Genomic DNA, 18,048 nt, shown 5'->3' with positions numbered 1-18,048 from the left:
GCATAGGGTTTGCTCGCGTGAAAATGGGAGCGAACGGCGATGACGGAACGGCAGGACCGGGCTACCTGGCAGGTGCTCGATACACGGGAAATGTATGACAATCCGTGGATCCGCGTTGTCGAACATGATGTGACCGACCCGAACGGCAACCCGGGCCTCTATGGGGTCGTCCGGGTAAAGGGGCTGGCGGTCGGCATCCTGCCGGTGGATGGCGAGGGAATGACCTGGCTTGTCGGCCAGCAGCGTTTTCCACGCGACTATTATAGCTGGGAGCTGCCGGAAGGCGGTGGCTCCTTCGAAGACCCGCAAGGCTCCGCCGAACGTGAGCTGCTGGAGGAAACCGGCCTGAAAGCTGGTGGTTGGCAGGAACTTCTGCGGATGGATCTCTCGAACTCCATCACAGACGAGCAGGCAATCGGTTTCATCGCCTGGGATCTTGAAGAAGGCATGGCGGAGCCTGAAGCGTGCGAGCGGCTTGAAGTGCGTTGCTTGCCGGTGCGCGAGGCGGTCGAAATGGCGCTCAGCGGAGAGATCGTGGATGCAATTGCCCAGACCATGTTGCTGAAAGCCGATGCGCTCGCCCGGCGCGGCATGTTGCCGGCCGGACTCGCGAGACATTTCATCTAGTATTTCGGCGGGCTCAAGGCTGCGCCCACATGCGGAGCAGGTTGAGCCGGCCTTTCTCGAGCATCAGTACGGCACGCTTGTCCACGTCTGAGCCTGTCAGGATCGCCTGCGTTTCAGCAAGGTCGCCGATCACTTCCCGTTTCAACGGGTCGGGCACCATGCTTTCCATCCAGGTGACGATGGCGAGGCGGCGCCCGGACGTTACCGGGTTCACATGATGCAGATAATGTGTCGGGTAGAGCACTGCGTCGCCAGGCTCTTCCTTGTAGACCTGTTCGCCGAAATCGGTGCTGAGCACCAGCTCGCCACCTTTATAGGCATCCGGTTTATTCAGGAAAATGGTGATCGAGAGGTCCGTACGCATGCCGGGATAGGGACCCATCAGCGCGGCGTCGATATGCTCGCCATATTTGTTGCCGGTGGTGTAGGAGGCAAAAATCGGCGACAGGATGCGCCGGGGCAGGGCCTTGATGGCAACCGTCTCGTTGGCTTTCATCGCGCCCATCACCAGTTCCGCCATTTCGCGGTACTCGGGGCTGTTCGGCGGAACCTGCGTGTTTTTCTTGATGTCCTTGCCGAGCGGACCGCCGCTCGAGCTTCCATCGATGAATTGCGCCGAAAACAGCTTCGCCGCGATGGTTTTCACCTGATCTTTGTTCAATAGCCCGCGTATGACCGCAACCATGGCCCCAATTTCCCTTCCCGCATGGTAATTGGCCAGCATGGTAACAGGACCGTTTCCAAATACGAGCCTTGATGTGATGGCTGCAGCCGCCAGATCTCAAAGATAGAAATCAGAGCGGGAGAACCGGGCATGGGTATGCTGGTGGATGGCGAATGGCAGCCGGACGATGTGAGCGCGAAAACGAAAAACGGCCGCTTCCAGCGGAAGGAGTCGGCCTTCCGCAATGCCGTTGAAGATACGCTCGACGCGCGCTTCGCTCCAGAGTCCGGACGATATCACCTCTATGTGTCATATGCCTGCCCATGGGCGCATCGCACATTGATCGCCCGATCCCTGAAGGGGCTGGTGCCGCATATCGGTATCTCCGTCGTCGATCCGCATATGGGCGAGGATGGCTGGTTCTTCGGGGACGATCCGGACGGCTCTAAAGATCCGGTCAATGGCGCCAGGTTCCTGCGTGAGGTCTATGTAAAGGCGGATCCGTCCTATACGGGTCGCGTCACCGTGCCGGTACTCTGGGACAAGAAGGAAGGCACGATCGTTTCTAACGAATCCTCCGAGATCCTACGCATGCTCAACAGCGCCTTTAACGGATTAGACGGTGTGGATGCTGCTCTGGATCTTTATCCGGAAGGTCTTCGGGCGGAAATCGATGCCGTGAACGAAGGCGTCTATAGTGACGTCAATAACGGGGTCTACCGGAACGGATTTGCCGGGACCCAGGATGCCTACGAGGACGCTTACGATGCATTGTTTGCCCGCCTCGATACGCTAGAGGAAATGCTGGGCCGGAACCGGTATCTGGTCGGAGACCGGATTACGGAAGCGGATTGGCGGCTCTTCGTAACGCTTGTCAGATTCGACGCGGTCTATTTCACCCATTTCAAGTGCAATCGCCAGATGATCTCCGATTTTCCGAACCTTTCCAATTATTTGCGGGAATTGTTCCAGATCGATGGCGTGGCTGAAACAGTGAATCTGCGGCACATCAAGCAGCATTATTTCGGCAGTCATAAGAGCCTCAATCCCAAGGGCATCGTGCCGAAGGGACCGGTGCTCGATTTCGACCGACCGCATGATCGGGCCCGTCTTCTGGCTGCCTGATCCGAAACCGGCACGCTCTTTGCTTTATCCCTCTTCGAGATGCCGGTGCAGTACCGGCCCACGAATGAGAGGAGCAGCATATGTCCCTGACATCGGCGTTGAAAGCGGGTCTGGGTTCCCGCCTGAAGGATCTTTCGGGCAATGGCACTGGTGCCGACTGGGACCCGTATCCCGAAGATGGTCAGGGCGGTAAATCAGCTGCATCCAAGCTTCCCGCGAAGGCTGCGCCGCAGCCGGCTCCGGCGGCGAAACAGCCGCTTCGCGCCGAAAGAGCGGATCGTCCCGGCGCGGCTGTTGCAGCTCCTGCACGGACGCCACGTCCGGCCAACGCGAATGCTGCCGCTGAACGGGCAGCCCAGCAGGCGCAGAAGGCCCAGCAGGCCCGACCGGCGCCAGCGAAACAGAATGCTCCCTGGCTGCACGGCAAAGACAACGCGATGCGCGTCAATCCGCAGCAATATGCCCGTGAGCTTGATCGTTACAGGAATGAGCAGAACCGGCATCTGACCCAGGAAACGGTCATGGAGGTCGCCTCCGGTGAACTTGAAGGCATCGCCCAGATGGCTGCAAAAGCCCGTGGCCGCTATTTCGCCAAGCTGCTCGATGCGGGCGCACCGCGTCAGGGCTTCCTCCAGGAAGCGGAGATTGCCGAGCTCAAGTTCTATCGTGAAATGTACGAAGAAATGACGCAGGGCTTCGAAGCCATGCGGGATGCTATCGAGGCGGGCGATATCTCTGTTTCAGGCATGTCGAAGCGTCGTTAGCCCGATATTTTTGACGGGTGCCGGAAAAGCACCTCGACGCATAGCAAAAAGTAAGAGAGTCTGAATTTCTCCAAGCCTGCGGCTGTCTATGCCGCAGGCATTATCTTGCAGTGAATTCAGTATGCACTTTCTAATCAGAACACGGCCTGACGGGAAATTCGTCGAAGGAATCTGCCACGGCGCTGTCACCGGCGCTTCCATGGTGGAAGCCATCACTGAAATGCGTCAGGTCGACGGCTATTCCGACGGACTGAACGCACTCTGGGATTTTCGCGAGGCTGATCTGTCAGCCTTTTCGGTCGAGGATATGAAGTTCGTGCTGAATTATATGGAGCAGACGCCGAAACGGCAGTCTGTTCGTGTTGCGGTCCTGGCACTCAAGGACGCCGACTTCCTGCTCCTCAAGCTTTGGCGCGTGGTCTCTGAAAGTCGGTACGGTCAGACGACAAGACTGTTCGAGGACTATGATGACGCTTGCCGCTGGCTTGAACAAAGCGACGACGCGCTCGGGTGAGGACACCCTCGAAAGCTCTCCCGATCTTAGATCTGCTTCGCTGACGTCATTTTCCGGATATGGCGTCACAGCTTTCAGGCCCGTTACCGGACCCGAAAGAACCAAAAGAACAATCGGCATCAAAAAAAGGGCCGCTTTCGCGGCCCTTAGCAGGGGAGATGCGCCGTTGGGGGGACGGCGCGGGGGAAATCAGTGGATGGTTGCCGTCGGAACATTGATCTCGATGAAGAGATCGGCGGCGAACCGGTGTTCGTCATGGACGCTGCGCTTGTAGCAATGTGCCTGGTCCAGATCGGCAATGGGCTGCCCGTTGTCCAGCTTTTCAAGCAGGCAGGTGTAACCGATGTCGGTCAGGCTCTCGTATTCCTCATCGCTCAGGGCCGGGTTGAGTGCCACGAACTGGTCGGCAAAGGCTTCGGCAAAGCGTGAGAGGGCGCGCCGGCGCAGACGCCAGGTCTGGTGCTGAAGATGAGTGGCCCATTCGGCGACCGCGTCGACGATGACGTCCGGCAGATGATCGGCCAGCGAGAAGGCAGGCATCCCGAAATTCTGGTTCGCAGCCGTCGTTTCGCCGTGGACTTGGTCGGCAGACGAAAACCCGTGGTTATAACGCCCGGCTGGTTTCATCCAGTTCTCGTCGGAATGCTCGATGGTCGAGCCGTGGGCCGGCCAGGTGCGGTAATCGAAGTCTGCCATTTTTTGCTCCAGCTGTCGGGTGCTGCGTTGATTGTCCGAGCAAGAGGAGCAAGAGCCGGGCCAGTATGTGTTGGCGATAGGTGGCAGTTCGTATCTAGCTGATTTACAACGGTTAAATAATATTAAGGCGGGTTGTCCGGTGGCTGGGATTGTGCCGGAACAGGCGATTTCTGCCGGTCAGAACTGACCTATAGGCAAGAAAAAAGGGCCGCTTTGCAGCGGCCCGAGTTAAGGGAGGAAACGCCCAAGAAGTAAACAATACGGCTGGGCACTCCGTATTGCAGTGCACAATATATGCTGCAAATTTCTATGGTGCAACCCATTCATCTCGTTAAATTGATCTCGATTTGGAATGAGCCGGTTTCTCATCCGCGATGTGATTAATTTGCAACGATTTGAAGTAATTTAAGCGAATTTTGAATGTAATGAATGGAGCGTGGGGCGTATTGAAACGCCTCTGATCCTTTCTGAATTCGAACGATCTTTTCCATTTTCGGAAGGGGTTGGAGCAGAGTTTTCGCGCTGCAACATTAAATGGCAACAATTCCCCTGTTGACAGTTTCGGCGAAATCCATAGCGTCTGCGGCGGGCCGCCACTCCCCAACGAGTGGTTACATGTTAAGGATGATACTATGAAGCCGACGGTAACCCCGTGTGCTCCCCAGTTCTCGTCCGGACCTTGCGCTAAGCGACCCGGATGGGGCCCCGCTGCACTTGCTGACGCCGCTTTAGGGCGTTCTCACCGATCCAAGATCGGAAAATCCAAACTCAAGGAAGTTATCGACCGCACCCGCGCTTTGCTGGGCGTGCCGGACGATTATCGCATCGGCATCGTGCCGGCGTCCGATACCGGCGCTTTCGAGATGGCCATGTGGTCCATGCTCGGTGCCCGCGGCGTCGACCTGCTGGCATGGGAAAGTTTCGGTTCCGGCTGGGTCACGGATGTGGTCAAGCAACTCAAGCTTGAGGATGTCCGGGTGCTAGAGGCCGATTACGGCCAGATCGCGGATCTTTCCGCTGCCGACCCCAAGCGCGATACCGTCTTCACCTTCAACGGGACGACCTCCGGCGTCCGGGTGCCGAACGGCGACTGGATCGCGGATGACCGCGAAGGTCTTACCCTGTGCGACGCGACCTCGGCCGTCTTCGCCATGGACCTTCCGTGGGACAAGCTCGATGTCACCACCTATTCCTGGCAGAAGGTGCTGGGCGGCGAGGGGGCGCACGGCATGCTGATCCTCAGCCCGCGCGCTGTTGAGCGGCTGGAAAGCTATGCTCCGGCCTGGCCGATGCCGAAAATCTTCCGCCTGACCAAGGGCGGCAAGCTGATCGAGGGCATCTTCAAGGGCGAGACTATCAACACGCCCTCCATGCTCGCGGTCGAGGATGTGCTCGACGCACTGAAATGGGCAGAAGGGATCGGCGGCCTGAAGGGTATGATCGCCCGCTCCGAAGCCAACCTCGCGGCGGTCTCTGCCTGGGTTGAAAAAAGCGACTGGGCAGGCTTCCTCGCGGCCGATCCGGCCGTGCGCTCCAGCACCTCCATCTGTATTTCCGCCTCCGACCCATGGTTCGACGGTCTGTCCGAGGATGACCAGCGGGCGGCCATGAAGCAGATCGACAGCCTGCTTGAAGCCGAAGGTGTTGCCTTCGACATCAACGGGTATCGAGACGCGCCTGCCGGGCTTCGGCTCTGGGGCGGGGCGACCGTCGAGGCCTCTGATATGGAAGCTCTGCTGCCGTGGCTCGACTGGGCCTACGGTCAGGTGAAGCAGGCCAGGTCACAGGCCGCCTGATCGAAGAATGCTCCCGGCAACCGACCGGGAGCGTCTTTCCCGAGATTGCAGAAGAAATACGAGCGCACGAGGAGCATGCCGTGCCCAAAGTCCTAATTTCAGACAAGCTGAGCCCTGCCGCCGTGGATATCTTCCGCGCGCGTGGCCTCGAAACAGACTTCAAGCCGGGCCTTTCCGCCGAGGAATTGCTCGACATCATCGGTGATTACGATGGCCTCGCCATCCGGTCCGCGACCAAGGTGACGGCCGAGGTTCTGGCCAAGGCGCCGAACCTCAAGGTTGTCGGCCGGGCCGGCATCGGCGTCGACAATGTCGATACCGCCGCAGCCACGGCTGCCGGTGTGGTGGTGATGAACACGCCGTTCGGTAATGCCATCACGACAGCGGAACATGCCATTGCGATGATGTTCGCGCTGGCCCGCCAGATTCCCGCCGCCGACCGCTCCACCCAGGAAGGCAGGTGGGAGAAATCCAAGTTCATGGGCGTCGAGCTGACCGGTAAGCGCCTGGGACTGATCGGTTGCGGCAATATCGGCGCCATTGTTGCCGAGCGGGCACGCGGCCTGAAAATGCGGGTTGCCGCCTATGATCCGTATCTCAGTGACGAGCGGGCGGCGCAGCTTGGTGTTACCAAGGTCGAGCTTGATCAGCTCTTCGCCGAGGCGGACATCATCACCCTGCATACGCCGATGACCGATGCCACGCGGAACATCATCGATGCGGGCGCAATCCAGAAGATGAAAGCGGGTGTCCGGATCATCAACTGCGCACGTGGCGGTCTGGTGGACGAGGTGGCCCTGCGCGGCGCGCTGGAGACCGGTCACGTCGCCGGCGCCGCCTTCGACGTTTTCGTCGAGGAGCCGGCCAAGGAGAACGTCCTGTTCGGCGCACCGAACTTCATCGCCACGCCGCATCTGGGGGCTTCCACCAGCGAGGCGCAAGAGAAGGTGGCCCTGCAGGTGGCGGAGCAGATGTCCGACTATCTGCTGACAGGTGCCGTGACCAACGCTGTCAACATGCCGTCCGTCACGGCGGAAGAGGCGCCGTTGCTGAAGCCTTATATGAAGCTGGCAGAAAATCTTGGTGCCTTCTCGGGTCAGGTGATCGGCAGTGCGATCAAGTCGATCTCCATCGAGTTCGAAGGGCTGGCCTCGGAGATCAATCCGGCTCCGGTCGTGGCCGCCGCACTCACCGGTGTGCTGAAGCCGACGCTGACCTCGGTCAATATGGTCAGCGCCCCGGCGGAAGCGCACGCGCGCGGGATCGCCGTGACCACGATCAAGCATGACCGTCCCTGCGACTACCAGACCATGCTGCGGGTGACAGTCGAAACCGACGAGCGCACTCGGTCCGTCGCGGGCACGTTGTTCGCCGAGAACCTGCCGCGTCTTGTGGACGTGCAGGGCATCGCCATCGAGGCCGAGTTCGGCGAGCACATGCTTTATGTCCGAAACTACGACAAGCCGGGCTTCATCGGCGCTCTGGGCTCTGCTCTTGGCGATGCCGGGGTTAATATCGCCACCTTCCATCTCGGACGACGGGAAGAGGGCGGCGAGGCGGTGGCCCTGGTCGAGGTCGACAGCGCTGTCAGCGAAGATTTGCTCGCCGCCGTGAAGAAGCTGCCGAACGTGGCTCGGGTGGATGCGCTGAAGTTCTGACCATAACCAACACCGTCATCCCCGACCCCGATCGGGGACCCAGAGGATCATGAAGCAGAGCTTATCTTCTCCTGGGTCCCCTCGTGCGAGGGGATGACGAATCTGGATGGGGCCGGATTGGGTCCATGGGACTTATTCTTTGCTACGAGATGCCTCTAGATTCGCCAGGTACATTTTGAGCTGCCGGGGTGCGGTGAACCGGTGCTGTTCCCCTCTGAAATGGGACAGGCGTTCAAGGTCCGGCAATCTCTGTCCGCGCCTATAATTCAACACGAAGCGTAAAAAAGCCCAGTCCAGGCGCTCAGGACATCCCTCGTCAAACTCCTCCCCGCGCAGAGAGCCCAGCCCGGTTATTGCGCGCCGCAAGGCACGGGTGACGCAGACCGCCGTGGAGAAATCCAGATGGATAAGGGTATCGGCGACCGGTAGACGAAGGTCCAGCGATCCGCCGTAATTACCGTCCATAATCCAGCGCGGCCTATTTGCCAGTTCCTGAACTTTCGCGCGCCATTCATCCTGCCCCGGACGTACCCATCCGGGCTTCCAGTAATGCCCGTCCAGATGAATGACTGGCAGTCCGGTGATTTTCGTGAGGCTCCTGGCGGCAGTCGATTTACCGGCACCAGGGCAGCCCACGATAAGTATGCGCTTCATGAATGTTGCTCCATGGTCAGAGCCGTCAAACTACCGGCCGATCACGTCCAGCTGCTTTCGCATGGTGGGCCCTGGCGTCGATGCCAGGCCTTTTCGGATCCGCCTAGCCCTCCGCCAGGCTGTGTGCATCGGTTGACGTGAGATCTAGCTTGTAGGCTTTCCGCATTGTCTCGATGAAAGCCAGCGTCTCTGGTCCGAATGGCGTTTTGCCTTCAAAATTATGCAACACCATGCCTTCGATCAGATCGCCGAGACTGATGTCGTGATGCGCCGCGACCGCCTTCAGGATCTTGAGTATCCGCTTCTCGATCCGCACCCCGGTCTGCACTCTTTCGATCGTTGTCGTTTTATTCACCATTGCTGACCGCTTTCCCCGCAACGATACATGCGGATTGACTCTTTAGTAAGTTGGTACCAAGGTAACAAAATAATCTCTAACAAAGAGTCACATCATGTCCGGAAACCTGCAAGGCATTCTGTGGGCTCTGCTCGCTGCCGCCCTGTTCGCGGGGCAGGCAGCTCTGGTGAAGAGCGTGGTCGCCGAGTATCACGTGCTGGAGATTCTTTTTATCCGTCAGCTCTTTGTCTTTACCTCGTCGTTGCCGTCGCTGGCGCGCGATTTTCCGGGTAGCCTGAAGACGAAGCGTGCGGGCGTGCATGCGGCCCGGCTGATCGGCGCCTTTATAGCGCTGTCGACCGCAATCTGGGCGGTTGCCGTCCTGCCGCTAACGACCGCGATCACCCTGTCTTTTGCGAAAGTTTTCTTTGTCGGATTGCTTGCCGCCTTCTTCCTGGGGGAACTGGTCGACCGGCATCGCATTTTCGCTATCATCGCCGGATTTTGCGGCGTTGTCGTCGTCATGCAGCCAGGTGTGGCCGGACTCCTTGACCTGCATGCCCTGATTCCGGTTGCTGGCGCGTTCGGCGCGGCAATTGCGCAGGTTTCCGTGCGCAAATTGGCGCAGACCGAAAGCACTGGCACAATCCTCGCCTATCAGGCCATATTTGTTGGGTTGCTCTCCGGTATTCCCATGTTCTGGTTTTGGAAGACGCCAGATCTGGCGGACGGGCTTGTATTCACTGCCATTGGGCTCGTCGCTGTCGCAGGGCAATGGCTCGCGGTAAAGGCGCTGCGCCTCGGCGAGGCGAGCGTGGTCGGTAATATTGAATATACGAAACTGCTCTATGCCGCTGGTTTCGGATATATCCTGTTTTCTGAGATACCGGATCCTTACACGCTCGCGGGAGCGGCGATTATCTTTTCTTCCTCCGCCTATTTGATGTACCGCGAAGCGCGCCTTAAACCCGTCTCTCCTCGCGCCAGTTGATTTTTTAGGTCGCTTGCCCTAATTCTGTGATGCATGCTTCAGGTTCCCGGAGATTGAAGGCGTGAAAAACAAAGACACACGCGCGCTGATCGTCGATTGTGCAAACGATCTGTTCTACCGACAGGGCTTCGAGGCGACATCCTTCGCCGATATTGCCGCTGCGGTCGGTATCTCCCGGGGTAACTTCTATTACCACTTCAAGGCCAAGGATGATTTGCTGGAGGCCGTGATCGCGCGCCGTATGGCGAACACCTCGGAGATGCTTCAAGACTGGGAGAGTGCCGGTGAAGATCCGGCGGAGCGCATTCGCAGCTTCATCCAGATCCTGATCCGCAACCGGGACAAGATCGAGCAGTTCGGCTGCCCCGTCGGCTCTCTCAGCACTGAGCTCGCCAAGCTGAACCATAGCGCCCAGGACGAGGCGGCCCGGATCTTCACCCTGTTCCGGGTCTGGCTCCGACGGCAGTTCGAACGGCTTGGCCGGGCGGCAGACGCGGATGCGCTCGCCATGCATCTACTGGTACGCAGTCAGGGCGTCGCAACGCTGTCCGCCGCCTATCGGGACGCAGCTTTTGTCGACCGTGAAGTCGCGTCCATGTGCGCCTGGCTGGCGTCTGAAACCGAGCCGGGCGCTTCCGCCCCTTCATCCATACATCAGCACTGACCGGGAGATCGATCCGATGTTTATCGCCTTGCTTAAATTCTCTGAACACAAAGATCGCGCCGGTGAGTTTATGGACGGGCATAAGGCCTGGCTGAAACGCGGCTTCGAGGACGGTGTTTTTCTGATGGCTGGAAGCCTGCCTCCCGGAGCGGGCGGGGGCATTCTGGCGTATAATCTTGACCGTGAAACTCTAGAGGCACGGCTGGCGGAAGACCCGTTCGTGGCCGAAGATGTGGTCCGCCCGGAAATCATCGAAATCGCCACGGCCATGACAGACCCTCGCCTCGATTTTCTCGCCGTCTGAGGAGACAGACGGTATGAGCGACCTATTCATCGCGCCGGATGGAAAGCCGCGCTGTCGCTGGTGCGGCGGCGCCCCGGAATTTCTGCCCTATCACGACACTGAATGGGGGATTCCAGTCGCCGACGACCGTCGATTGTTCGAGAAACTCTGTCTCGAAAGTTTCCAGTCCGGGCTGAGCTGGCGAACCATTCTGGCGAAGCGGGAGAACTTCCGGGCCGCTTTCAAGAATTTCGCGTTCGCGGAAGTTGCTGCATTTACAGACAAGGACGTCGCGCGGCTGCTCGGCGACGCGGGCATCGTCCGCCATCGGGGCAAGATCGAGGCGGTGATCAATAACGCGGCCCGGGCGGTGGAGATGGTGCAGCGCGAAGGCTCGCTTGCGGCTTTCTTCTGGAGCCATGAGCCGGGCGCGGCGGATCTTGCCGCCCCGCAGACGGCGTCCACGTCAGCGGTGTCGATTGCGCTCTCCAAAGAGCTGAAAAAGCGTGGCTGGAAATTCGTCGGCCCGACCACGGTCTATGCCTTCATGCAGGCCACGGGGCTGATCAACGATCATGTGGAAGCGTGCGTGGTGCGCGAGTGGGTGACGGCCGCGCGGGCGCATTTCGAGCATCCCATCTCTACATCGTCATCACGCACGTGATGCGGGACCCGGCGGAGGGCGGGCGCGGCTCCATAATCATCTAGGTCCCGGCTCTCTGGCCAGGATGACGGTTCGGGGGCTAGGGTGCGTCACAGTTGCGGTGCATGTCAGGTCTCGTGTTTTCTCGGCGCTGCTTCAGTGTTTCAGGACGCCCCGCTCACGCGGATATGACGCCTCATTCCTGCAGCTCTGCATATATCACTCAGGGCGGTTATGGTCTTGTCACCATGACCGGTTATGCCATCTATCCATGACGTCGATTTGTGAGGGGTATCCATGTCGGTCGAGACCAGAAAAGTCAGTTTCCCGGGGGCGCATGGTAGTGCACTGGCGGCGCGCCTTGATCTACCGGTTGGCAAGCCGCGCGGGTATGCGTTGTTTGCCCATTGCTTCACCTGCTCGAAGGACATTGCCGCCGCGCGCCAGATTGCGGGCGGACTGGCTGCGCAGGGCCTTGCCGTGCTGCGGTTCGATTTCACGGGACTCGGGCACAGCGAAGGGGAGTTCGCGAATACGACCTTCGCGTCGAATATAGAGGACCTTGTCGCGGCGGCGGACTGGATGCGCGCGGAAGGGATGGCGCCGACATTGCTGATCGGGCATTCGCTTGGCGGCGCCGCGGTTATATCGGCGGCGGCTCACATCCCGGAGGTCAAGGGGGTTGCGACCATCGGGGCGCCGGCGGACCCGGAACATGTCGTGCATAATTTCGGCGCGGATCTTGACGTTATCGAGCGCGAGGGAGAAGCCGAGGTGTCGCTCGCCGGCCGGAATTTCCGGATCCGGAAGTCCTTTGTCGACGATCTCAAGACGCATGACCTGGAAGAGCGGATCGCGAACCTGAAACGGGATCTGCTGATTTTCCATGCTCCCCTGGACATGAGCGTCGGTATCGAGAATGCGAGCCGGATCTTCGCCGCAGCGAAGCATCCGAAGAGCTTTGTCTCTCTCGACAAGGCGGACCATCTGCTCACCCGGCCAGCCGACGCGGCTTATGTTGCCTCGGTCATTGCCGCCTGGGCGGGCCGCCTTGTTCCGGAAGAGGCGCCGCTGCAGCTCGCCGCACGCGAGGGAGAGGTCGTGGTCGCGCATCTTGGCGAGGGGAAATTCCCGCAAGCCGTCCTTGCGGCGGGGCACAGGCTGCGGGCGGACGAGCCTAAAAGTGTCGGCGGCGATAATAGTGGCCCGGCACCTTATGACTTTCTGTTGGCGGGGCTCGGGGCTTGTACCAACATGACGCTGGCGCTCTATGCCGAACGCAAGGGCTGGCAAATCGACCGTCTCGAGACCCGGCTCCGGCACAGTAAGGTTCACGCTGACGACTGTGCCGCCTGTGAGACGAAAGCCGGCAAGATCGACAAGATCAGCCGGGAGATCACGATTGAGGGGCCGCTCGATGATGAGCAACGGCAAAAGCTCCGGGAGATTGCCGACAAGTGCCCGGTCCACCGGACTTTGCATTCGGAAATCATCATCGAGACGGAGATGGTCGAAATCGTTTGATGATGGCTTGAGGGGGGCAGAGCTTGCAGCTTTGCCTGCCGCCTGCACTTCAAGCGGTCACTTCGGCGCTTTCTGTTCGAGGACTTTCTCGACCGTCTCGGCGATCTGGGAACGCTCCACACCGATATCCAGAAGCTGGCGGTCGCTCAGACTGTGAAGTTCCCGGACCCCGTCGCGCCGCTGTCGCTCGCGGGAGATTTTGCCGAGCCCCTGTCGCACCGCTGTTTCCATGGCTCGGGTGAGCCGTGACAGGGTATTTAGAAACGGATGTTTGGGGTGGGGGCGCTTGAAATCGTAGGCGAGATCGGTTTGGTGGTGACGTAGGTGCATGACTTCCTCCGACGGCTCGTGGTTTTGTCGTTTGCCGATTTTTATGAAACAGAATTATTTGATATTTCTGTTCCCTGTTTCACCCGAAGGTGAAGATGTATTCATTGAATTAATTGAAGAAATATTGATAATTGTGGATGCTGACAAACGAGAATATTTCGACTTATGTATTAGAAAAATTTGGGTATAGATGATGGGGCGACCGCAACCACCGCTCAATGCGCTCAGGGCTTTCGAGGCGGCCGGGCGGCATCTCAGTTTCACAAAAGCGGCGGCTGAGCTGAACGTGACGCCGGCGGCGATCAGCCATCAGGTGAAGGCACTGGAGGAGCTGCTTGAGGTGCCCTTGTTCCGGCGTCTGACCCGGGCGCTTCGTCTTACCGAGGCGGGCCAGGCTGCCTTGCCAGCATTGGGGCAGGGCTTTGACAAGCTGGCCCAGGCGGTGGACCAGATACGCAGCCATTGTGAGAGCGGGGTTCTGACCATCAGCGTGAGCCCCTCGTTCGGCGGCATGTGGCTGCTTCCCAGGCTCGAGCGGTTCCGCAGCAGGCATCCGGACATCGAAATACGCGTCGACGGAACCGATCGCTTGGTCGATCTGATGCGCGACGATGTCGATGTGGCAGTGCGTTATGGCCCCGGCGGCTATGAGGGTGTTCGGGTTGACCCGTTGTTCGGCCAGCTCAATACGCCGGTCTGCAGTCCGGCGCTTCTGGAGGGCGCGCATCCTTTGCGCCGGCCCGAGGATCTACGCCACCATACCCTGCTGCATATTGACTGGATTGAAGTCGAGGCGAGTTGGCGTATGTGGCTGCTGGCGGCGGGCCTGCACGATATCGACCCGGCCCGTGGCCCGCGCTTCACGATGGAAAGCATGGCTGTTCAATCCGCAGTCGATGGCCGCGGCGTGGCTCTGGTCGGCGATTTGCTGGTGGCGGATCACGTCGCGGCGGGCCGCCTCGTGCGCCCCTTCGAGCCCGGCCTCAGTACGCCGCTCACCTTCTCCTTCTATCTGCTGAGTGCGAAGGATCGTGCCGATACACCAAAGATCGCCGCGTTCCGGGATTGGCTTATGGAAGAAGTGCGTGCGGTGAGTGTGCCGGAAGGGTGAGTGCCGCTCAGTCGTCGTAGGCGATCAAGGAGGTGAAGGGGATGTCGAGCCGGTCGCGGCCCTTCAGGAAGGTGAGTTCCATGATGCTGGCGGCGCCGGTGACTTCGCCGCCAACCTTGCGGACGAGTTCGATGGCGGCGGCAAGCGTGCCGCCGGTGGCCAACAGATCGTCCAGGATGACCACGCGCTGGCCGGGTTCGATGGCGCCGTCCTGCACCTCGATGGTGTCGGTGCCGTATTCCAGATCGTAGGTATAAGGAATGGTCTTGCCGGGCAGCTTGCCCTTCTTGCGGATCATGTGGAAGCCGAGGCCGAGTTCCAGGGCGAGCGGAGCGGCGACCAGGAAGCCGCGTGACTCGATGCCGGCCAGCACGTCGGGCTTGTAGCTGTCGACGACGGTTTTCAGCCGGTCCACGGTTGCCTTCCAGGCGGCCGGATGCGCCAGCAGGGTCGAGACATCGTAGAACAGGATGCCCGGCTTCGGAAAATCGGGCACTTCGCGGATATGATTCTTGAGGTCCATGCTCGGATTCCAGCGCGATCTGTTAAGCAGCGGCCTTGATAGGTGAGAGTTGCAATGAATTCCAGTATCTTGTGCAATATTGGGGTTTTCGGGCACAGGGGATGTGCCCGGGGACAATCATCACGCCGACCGGTTTATTCCGGTGTCCTTGGACTGGGGGGAACAAGACGTGGCGGCTGCAGTCGAAACCTCGCTTTCGATCACGGAAGCCGGCGGGGAACTCAGGGTCGGCATTGCCGGGCCGCTGACCGTCGAAGCGGCCGCACGGCTCGACCGGCAATTCCGGCAGGCTGTGAAAGCATCTCCGCGTCAGGTGGTGATCGACGCTGCCGAGGTCACGGCGCTGGACAGTGCCGGGGCCTGGGTCCTCCGACGGACGTCCGAGGCCTTCTCCGGGCGCGGCATCGACGTGCGGCTGGACGGCTTGCAGTCGGAATTTGAGGCGCTGCTGGAGAAGGCCTTTATCCCCGACCCGGACGTGCCGACGGACGAAGACCGGCCGAACCCGCTGATCGTGATTACTGCCCGTGCCGGCAAGGCGATGTTCGACATGGCCCATGTCGGACGCGATCTGTTCGGATTTTTCGGTCTCACCATTGTCTCGCTGCTGGCACTGCTGACTGGCCGTACGAAGCTCCGCTTCGTGGCGCTGGTCAGCCAGCTTGAATATGTCGGGCTCAATGCGGTCGGTATCGTCGCGCTGCTCTGTTTCCTGGTTGGCGTGGTGCTGGCCTATATGGGCTCGCTACAGCTCGAACGGTTTGGCGCCGCAATCCTCACCGTCAACCTTGTCGGCGTCTCCGTGTTGCGCGAGATCGGCGTGTTGCTGACGGCGATCATCGTCGCTGGCCGATCCGGCAGCGCTTTTACCGCCCAGATCGGTACCATGAAGGTGAACCAGGAAGTTGATGCGCTGGAAACGCTTGGCCTGTCGCCGGTCGACGTGCTGGTGATCCCGCGTCTGATCGCGCTGTTCATAGCCCTGCCGATCCTGGTCTTCATTGGCGATATTGCCGGACTTGCGGGCGGCGCCATGATCTCGGTGCTGACTTTGGACCTGACGATCCAGCAATTCCTGACCCAGCTCCGGGGCGCAGTCGATTTCTGGGACTTCGGCACCGGTATGCTGAAGGCACCGGTCTTCGCCTATGTCATCGCGGTTGTCGGCTGCCATCAGGGATTGAAAGTTTCGGGCAGTGCGGAGAGTGTCGGCTTCCGCACCACCAAGGCCGTGGTGGAGTCCATCTTTATCGTGATTGTGCTGGATGCGCTGTTCGCGGTTTTCTTTGCCGAAATCGGGATCTGAGCCATGGCAGCGATGACGGACGAGAGCTTTTCCGGCGACGTCGCGAGCCAGCCAGCCATCCGGTTGCGCGGCATCCGGAACGCCTTCGGCACTCAGGTCGTGCATGACCAACTCGATCTGGACGTTCGGCGCGGCGAGGTGCTGGGGGTTGTCGGCGGGTCCGGCACCGGGAAATCCGTTCTGCTCCGGACCATCATCGGTCTGCAGATCCCGGCGGCCGGAGAGATCGAGCTTCTGGGCGAGAGGATCGAAGCCGGACGTGGGGAGATGCCGACGCGCAAGCTGCAAGGCCGGTTCGGCATGATGTTCCAGGATGGCGCGCTGTTCAGCTCGCTCACTGTGGCGCAGAACATCATGGCGCCGATGCGGGAGCGCGGCGGTATTCCGAAGCTGCTGATGCGCGAGCTGGCGCTGCTGAAGATCAATATGGTCGGTCTGCCGCCGAACGCGGCGGACAAGTTCCCCTCACAGCTTTCCGGCGGTATGCGCAAGCGGGCGAGCTTGGCCCGGGCGCTGGCGCTGGACCCGCAGGTGGTCTTCCTGGACGAGCCGACGGCCGGTCTCGATCCGATCGGCGCATCCAATTTCGACATGCTGATCCGGGATCTGCAAAGCAGCCTCAACCTCACTGTGGTCATGGTCACCCACGATCTCGACAGTCTGGTGGCAATCTGCGACCGGATCGCTGTGCTGCTGGACAAGCAGGTGACGGTGGGGACTATGCAGGAGCTGGTTGCCAACCCGCACCCCTGGATACAGGAATATTTTCACGGGCCCCGCGCGCGGGCCGCTTTCGAAACCCCGGGCCTCAAGGGCTAGGGGAGGGAGACGGAACTGCCATGGAAACACGGGCAAGCTATGTCGTCGTCGGATTGTTCGTCTTCACGATGTTCGCGGCCGGGATGGGCTTCGTCGTCTGGCTCGGCAAGGTCGAGCTCGACCGGGACGTCTCTATCTACGAGATCGAGTTCGCGGAGCAGGTGACAGGTCTTTCGGTTGGAAGCCCGGTCCGGTACCGGGGAATTCCGGTCGGTCAGGTGACCGACATCGCCATCGATCCGGACAATATCGAGATCATCCGGGTACGCGTCGAGCTCGACAGCAAGGTGCCGATCAAGCAGGACGTTTACGGCATTCTCGAGAGCCAGGGGCTGACAGGCGTTGGCTATATCCAGCTTGCCGGCGGTTCGAACGACGCGCCGCTTCTGGCGACACGTCCGGGCGACGAGGTGCCGGTGCTGGAATCCCGTGCGTCGGTTCTGCAGGAGGTTGCAGAAGCTGCCCCGGAAATTGCCTCGCAGCTCGTCGTTCTGGTGAACCGGGCAAACCAGCTACTGAACGAAAAGAACAGAACGTCGATCCAGAATACGCTGAAGAATCTTGAGAGCGTTTCCGCCATTCTCGCCAACCGCAGCACCGAGATCGAAGAGATCATCGAGAACGCCCATACGACGATGCTGGTGCTGGACGAGACCGTGGCGCAGGTCAGCGGCGATATTTCGGTGATGAGCGAGGAAATATCCCAGACCATGGCAACAACGCGGGGCACGGTTTCGGCCGTCGATGCGGAAATCGCGATTGTCTCGGCCGATCTTCGCGACACGCTGCAGAATGTCAGCAAGGCATCCGATGAAGCGGCGACCCTGATTTCCGAGAACCGCGAGGCGGTCAACGATTTCGCGGAAACCGGGCTATATGAGCTGACGGAGTTCCTTGTCGAGGGACGCCAGTTGATGAACGATCTTGACCGGCTAGTCCGGCAGGTCGAGGCGGATCCGGCGCGGATCCTCTTCGGCAACAGAAACAAAGGTGTGGAGACCGACTAATGAGTGAACAGA

21 protein-coding genes are annotated in these 18,048 nt (G+C 60.0%); 15 read left to right on the top strand and 6 right to left on the bottom strand.

The window, feature by feature from the left end; genetic code table 11:
* Positions 1 to 39: 39 nt before the first annotated feature.
* On the top strand, positions 40 to 627 hold the full coding sequence (locus IG629_RS07540; RefSeq protein WP_193171362.1) for an NUDIX domain-containing protein: 588 nt from the start codon (positions 40 to 42) through the stop codon (positions 625 to 627).
* Positions 628 to 640: 13 nt separating this feature from the next.
* Here IG629_RS07540 and IG629_RS07535 read toward each other — a convergent pair whose 3' ends face one another.
* Entirely contained in the window at positions 641 to 1,312 is a 672-nt protein-coding gene (locus tag IG629_RS07535; protein ID WP_193171361.1) for a Fe2+-dependent dioxygenase, read from the bottom strand.
* 129 nt (positions 1,313 to 1,441) lie between these two features.
* On the opposite strand from IG629_RS07535, the gene IG629_RS07530 reads away from it, so the two are divergent.
* From IG629_RS07530 to IG629_RS07520, 3 genes are all read left to right on the top strand, one after another.
* Positions 1,442 to 2,416: a glutathione S-transferase family protein gene (locus tag IG629_RS07530; RefSeq protein WP_193171360.1), complete on the top strand. Its 975-nt coding sequence runs from the start codon at positions 1,442 to 1,444 to the stop codon at positions 2,414 to 2,416.
* 80 nt (positions 2,417 to 2,496) lie between these two features.
* Entirely contained in the window at positions 2,497 to 3,180 is a 684-nt protein-coding gene (locus tag IG629_RS07525; RefSeq protein ID WP_193171359.1) for a hypothetical protein, read from the top strand.
* Between the two features lie 121 nt (positions 3,181 to 3,301).
* Entirely contained in the window at positions 3,302 to 3,694 is a 393-nt protein-coding gene (locus IG629_RS07520) for a hypothetical protein (protein ID WP_193171358.1), read from the top strand.
* A 189-nt stretch (positions 3,695 to 3,883) separates the two neighbouring features.
* On the opposite strand, the gene IG629_RS07515 is transcribed toward IG629_RS07520, so the two are convergent.
* Complete coding sequence (locus tag IG629_RS07515; protein WP_193171357.1) at positions 3,884 to 4,390, bottom strand: hypothetical protein; 507 nt, start codon at positions 4,388 to 4,390, stop codon at positions 3,884 to 3,886.
* Positions 4,391 to 5,022: 632 nt separating this feature from the next.
* Between IG629_RS07515 and IG629_RS07510 the strand changes: the two genes are divergently transcribed.
* Positions 5,023 to 6,186: a phosphoserine transaminase gene (locus IG629_RS07510; RefSeq protein WP_193171356.1), complete on the top strand. Its 1,164-nt coding sequence runs from the start codon at positions 5,023 to 5,025 to the stop codon at positions 6,184 to 6,186.
* Between the two features lie 80 nt (positions 6,187 to 6,266).
* Positions 6,267 to 7,844, top strand: coding sequence for a phosphoglycerate dehydrogenase (gene serA / locus IG629_RS07505; RefSeq protein WP_193171355.1), 1,578 nt, complete (start codon positions 6,267 to 6,269; stop codon positions 7,842 to 7,844).
* Positions 7,845 to 7,976: 132 nt separating this feature from the next.
* On the opposite strand, the gene IG629_RS07500 is transcribed toward serA, so the two are convergent.
* Together IG629_RS07500 and IG629_RS07495 are read right to left on the bottom strand one after the other, a co-directional pair.
* Complete coding sequence (locus IG629_RS07500; RefSeq protein ID WP_193171354.1) at positions 7,977 to 8,498, bottom strand: P-loop NTPase family protein; 522 nt, start codon at positions 8,496 to 8,498, stop codon at positions 7,977 to 7,979.
* Positions 8,499 to 8,601: 103 nt separating this feature from the next.
* Positions 8,602 to 8,856: a hypothetical protein gene (locus IG629_RS07495; RefSeq protein ID WP_193171353.1), complete on the bottom strand. Its 255-nt coding sequence runs from the start codon at positions 8,854 to 8,856 to the stop codon at positions 8,602 to 8,604.
* A 94-nt stretch (positions 8,857 to 8,950) separates the two neighbouring features.
* Here IG629_RS07495 and IG629_RS07490 point away from each other — a divergent pair, with 94 nt between their 5' ends.
* The 5 genes from IG629_RS07490 to IG629_RS07470 all read left to right on the top strand — a co-directional run bounded on the left by IG629_RS07490 (position 8,951) and on the right by IG629_RS07470 (position 12,940).
* The gene (locus IG629_RS07490) at positions 8,951 to 9,826 is read left to right on the top strand and encodes a DMT family transporter (protein ID WP_193171352.1); all 876 of its coding nucleotides are present in this window, start codon (positions 8,951 to 8,953) and stop codon (positions 9,824 to 9,826) included.
* 61 nt (positions 9,827 to 9,887) lie between these two features.
* A complete protein-coding gene (locus IG629_RS07485) occupies positions 9,888 to 10,490 on the top strand; it encodes a TetR/AcrR family transcriptional regulator (protein ID WP_193171351.1) in 603 nt (200 codons plus the stop codon).
* Between the two features lie 16 nt (positions 10,491 to 10,506).
* Positions 10,507 to 10,794 carry a YciI family protein gene (locus IG629_RS07480; protein ID WP_193171350.1) on the top strand — a complete coding sequence of 96 codons (288 nt, stop codon included), beginning with the start codon at positions 10,507 to 10,509 and terminating at the stop codon, positions 10,792 to 10,794.
* Between the two features lie 13 nt (positions 10,795 to 10,807).
* Complete coding sequence (locus tag IG629_RS07475; protein WP_193171349.1) at positions 10,808 to 11,437, top strand: DNA-3-methyladenine glycosylase I; 630 nt, start codon at positions 10,808 to 10,810, stop codon at positions 11,435 to 11,437.
* A 276-nt stretch (positions 11,438 to 11,713) separates the two neighbouring features.
* Positions 11,714 to 12,940 (top strand): bifunctional alpha/beta hydrolase/OsmC family protein, encoded by a 1,227-nt coding sequence (locus IG629_RS07470; protein WP_193171348.1) that lies wholly within the window; start codon positions 11,714 to 11,716, stop codon positions 12,938 to 12,940.
* Positions 12,941 to 12,997: 57 nt separating this feature from the next.
* Here the strand turns inward: IG629_RS07470 and IG629_RS07465 are convergent, their stop codons facing one another.
* Positions 12,998 to 13,270: a DUF1127 domain-containing protein gene (locus tag IG629_RS07465; RefSeq protein ID WP_193171347.1), complete on the bottom strand. Its 273-nt coding sequence runs from the start codon at positions 13,268 to 13,270 to the stop codon at positions 12,998 to 13,000.
* A 193-nt stretch (positions 13,271 to 13,463) separates the two neighbouring features.
* On the opposite strand from IG629_RS07465, the gene IG629_RS07460 reads away from it, so the two are divergent.
* Positions 13,464 to 14,381, top strand: coding sequence for a transcriptional regulator GcvA (locus tag IG629_RS07460; RefSeq protein WP_193171346.1), 918 nt, complete (start codon positions 13,464 to 13,466; stop codon positions 14,379 to 14,381).
* 7 nt (positions 14,382 to 14,388) lie between these two features.
* Here IG629_RS07460 and IG629_RS07455 read toward each other — a convergent pair whose 3' ends face one another.
* On the bottom strand, positions 14,389 to 14,904 hold the full coding sequence (locus IG629_RS07455; RefSeq protein WP_193171345.1) for an adenine phosphoribosyltransferase: 516 nt from the start codon (positions 14,902 to 14,904) through the stop codon (positions 14,389 to 14,391).
* Positions 14,905 to 15,073: 169 nt separating this feature from the next.
* Between IG629_RS07455 and IG629_RS07450 the strand changes: the two genes are divergently transcribed.
* From IG629_RS07450 to IG629_RS07440, 3 genes are read left to right on the top strand one after another with little or no spacing between them, the layout of a single operon-like run.
* Positions 15,074 to 16,210 (top strand): MlaE family lipid ABC transporter permease subunit, encoded by a 1,137-nt coding sequence (locus IG629_RS07450; RefSeq protein WP_193171344.1) that lies wholly within the window; start codon positions 15,074 to 15,076, stop codon positions 16,208 to 16,210.
* A gap of 3 nt (positions 16,211 to 16,213) precedes the next feature.
* Complete coding sequence (locus tag IG629_RS07445; protein ID WP_226886532.1) at positions 16,214 to 17,029, top strand: ABC transporter ATP-binding protein; 816 nt, start codon at positions 16,214 to 16,216, stop codon at positions 17,027 to 17,029.
* Between the two features lie 20 nt (positions 17,030 to 17,049).
* On the top strand, positions 17,050 to 18,036 hold the full coding sequence (locus IG629_RS07440; protein WP_193171343.1) for an MlaD family protein: 987 nt from the start codon (positions 17,050 to 17,052) through the stop codon (positions 18,034 to 18,036).
* Positions 18,037 to 18,048 lie beyond the last annotated feature (12 nt).

Origin of the sequence: Nisaea nitritireducens, assembly GCF_014904795.1 — a bacterium.
Taxonomy (GTDB): Bacteria; Pseudomonadota; Alphaproteobacteria; order Thalassobaculales; family Thalassobaculaceae; genus Nisaea; species Nisaea nitritireducens.
This window is presented reverse-complemented; position numbering and strand designations above follow the sequence as displayed.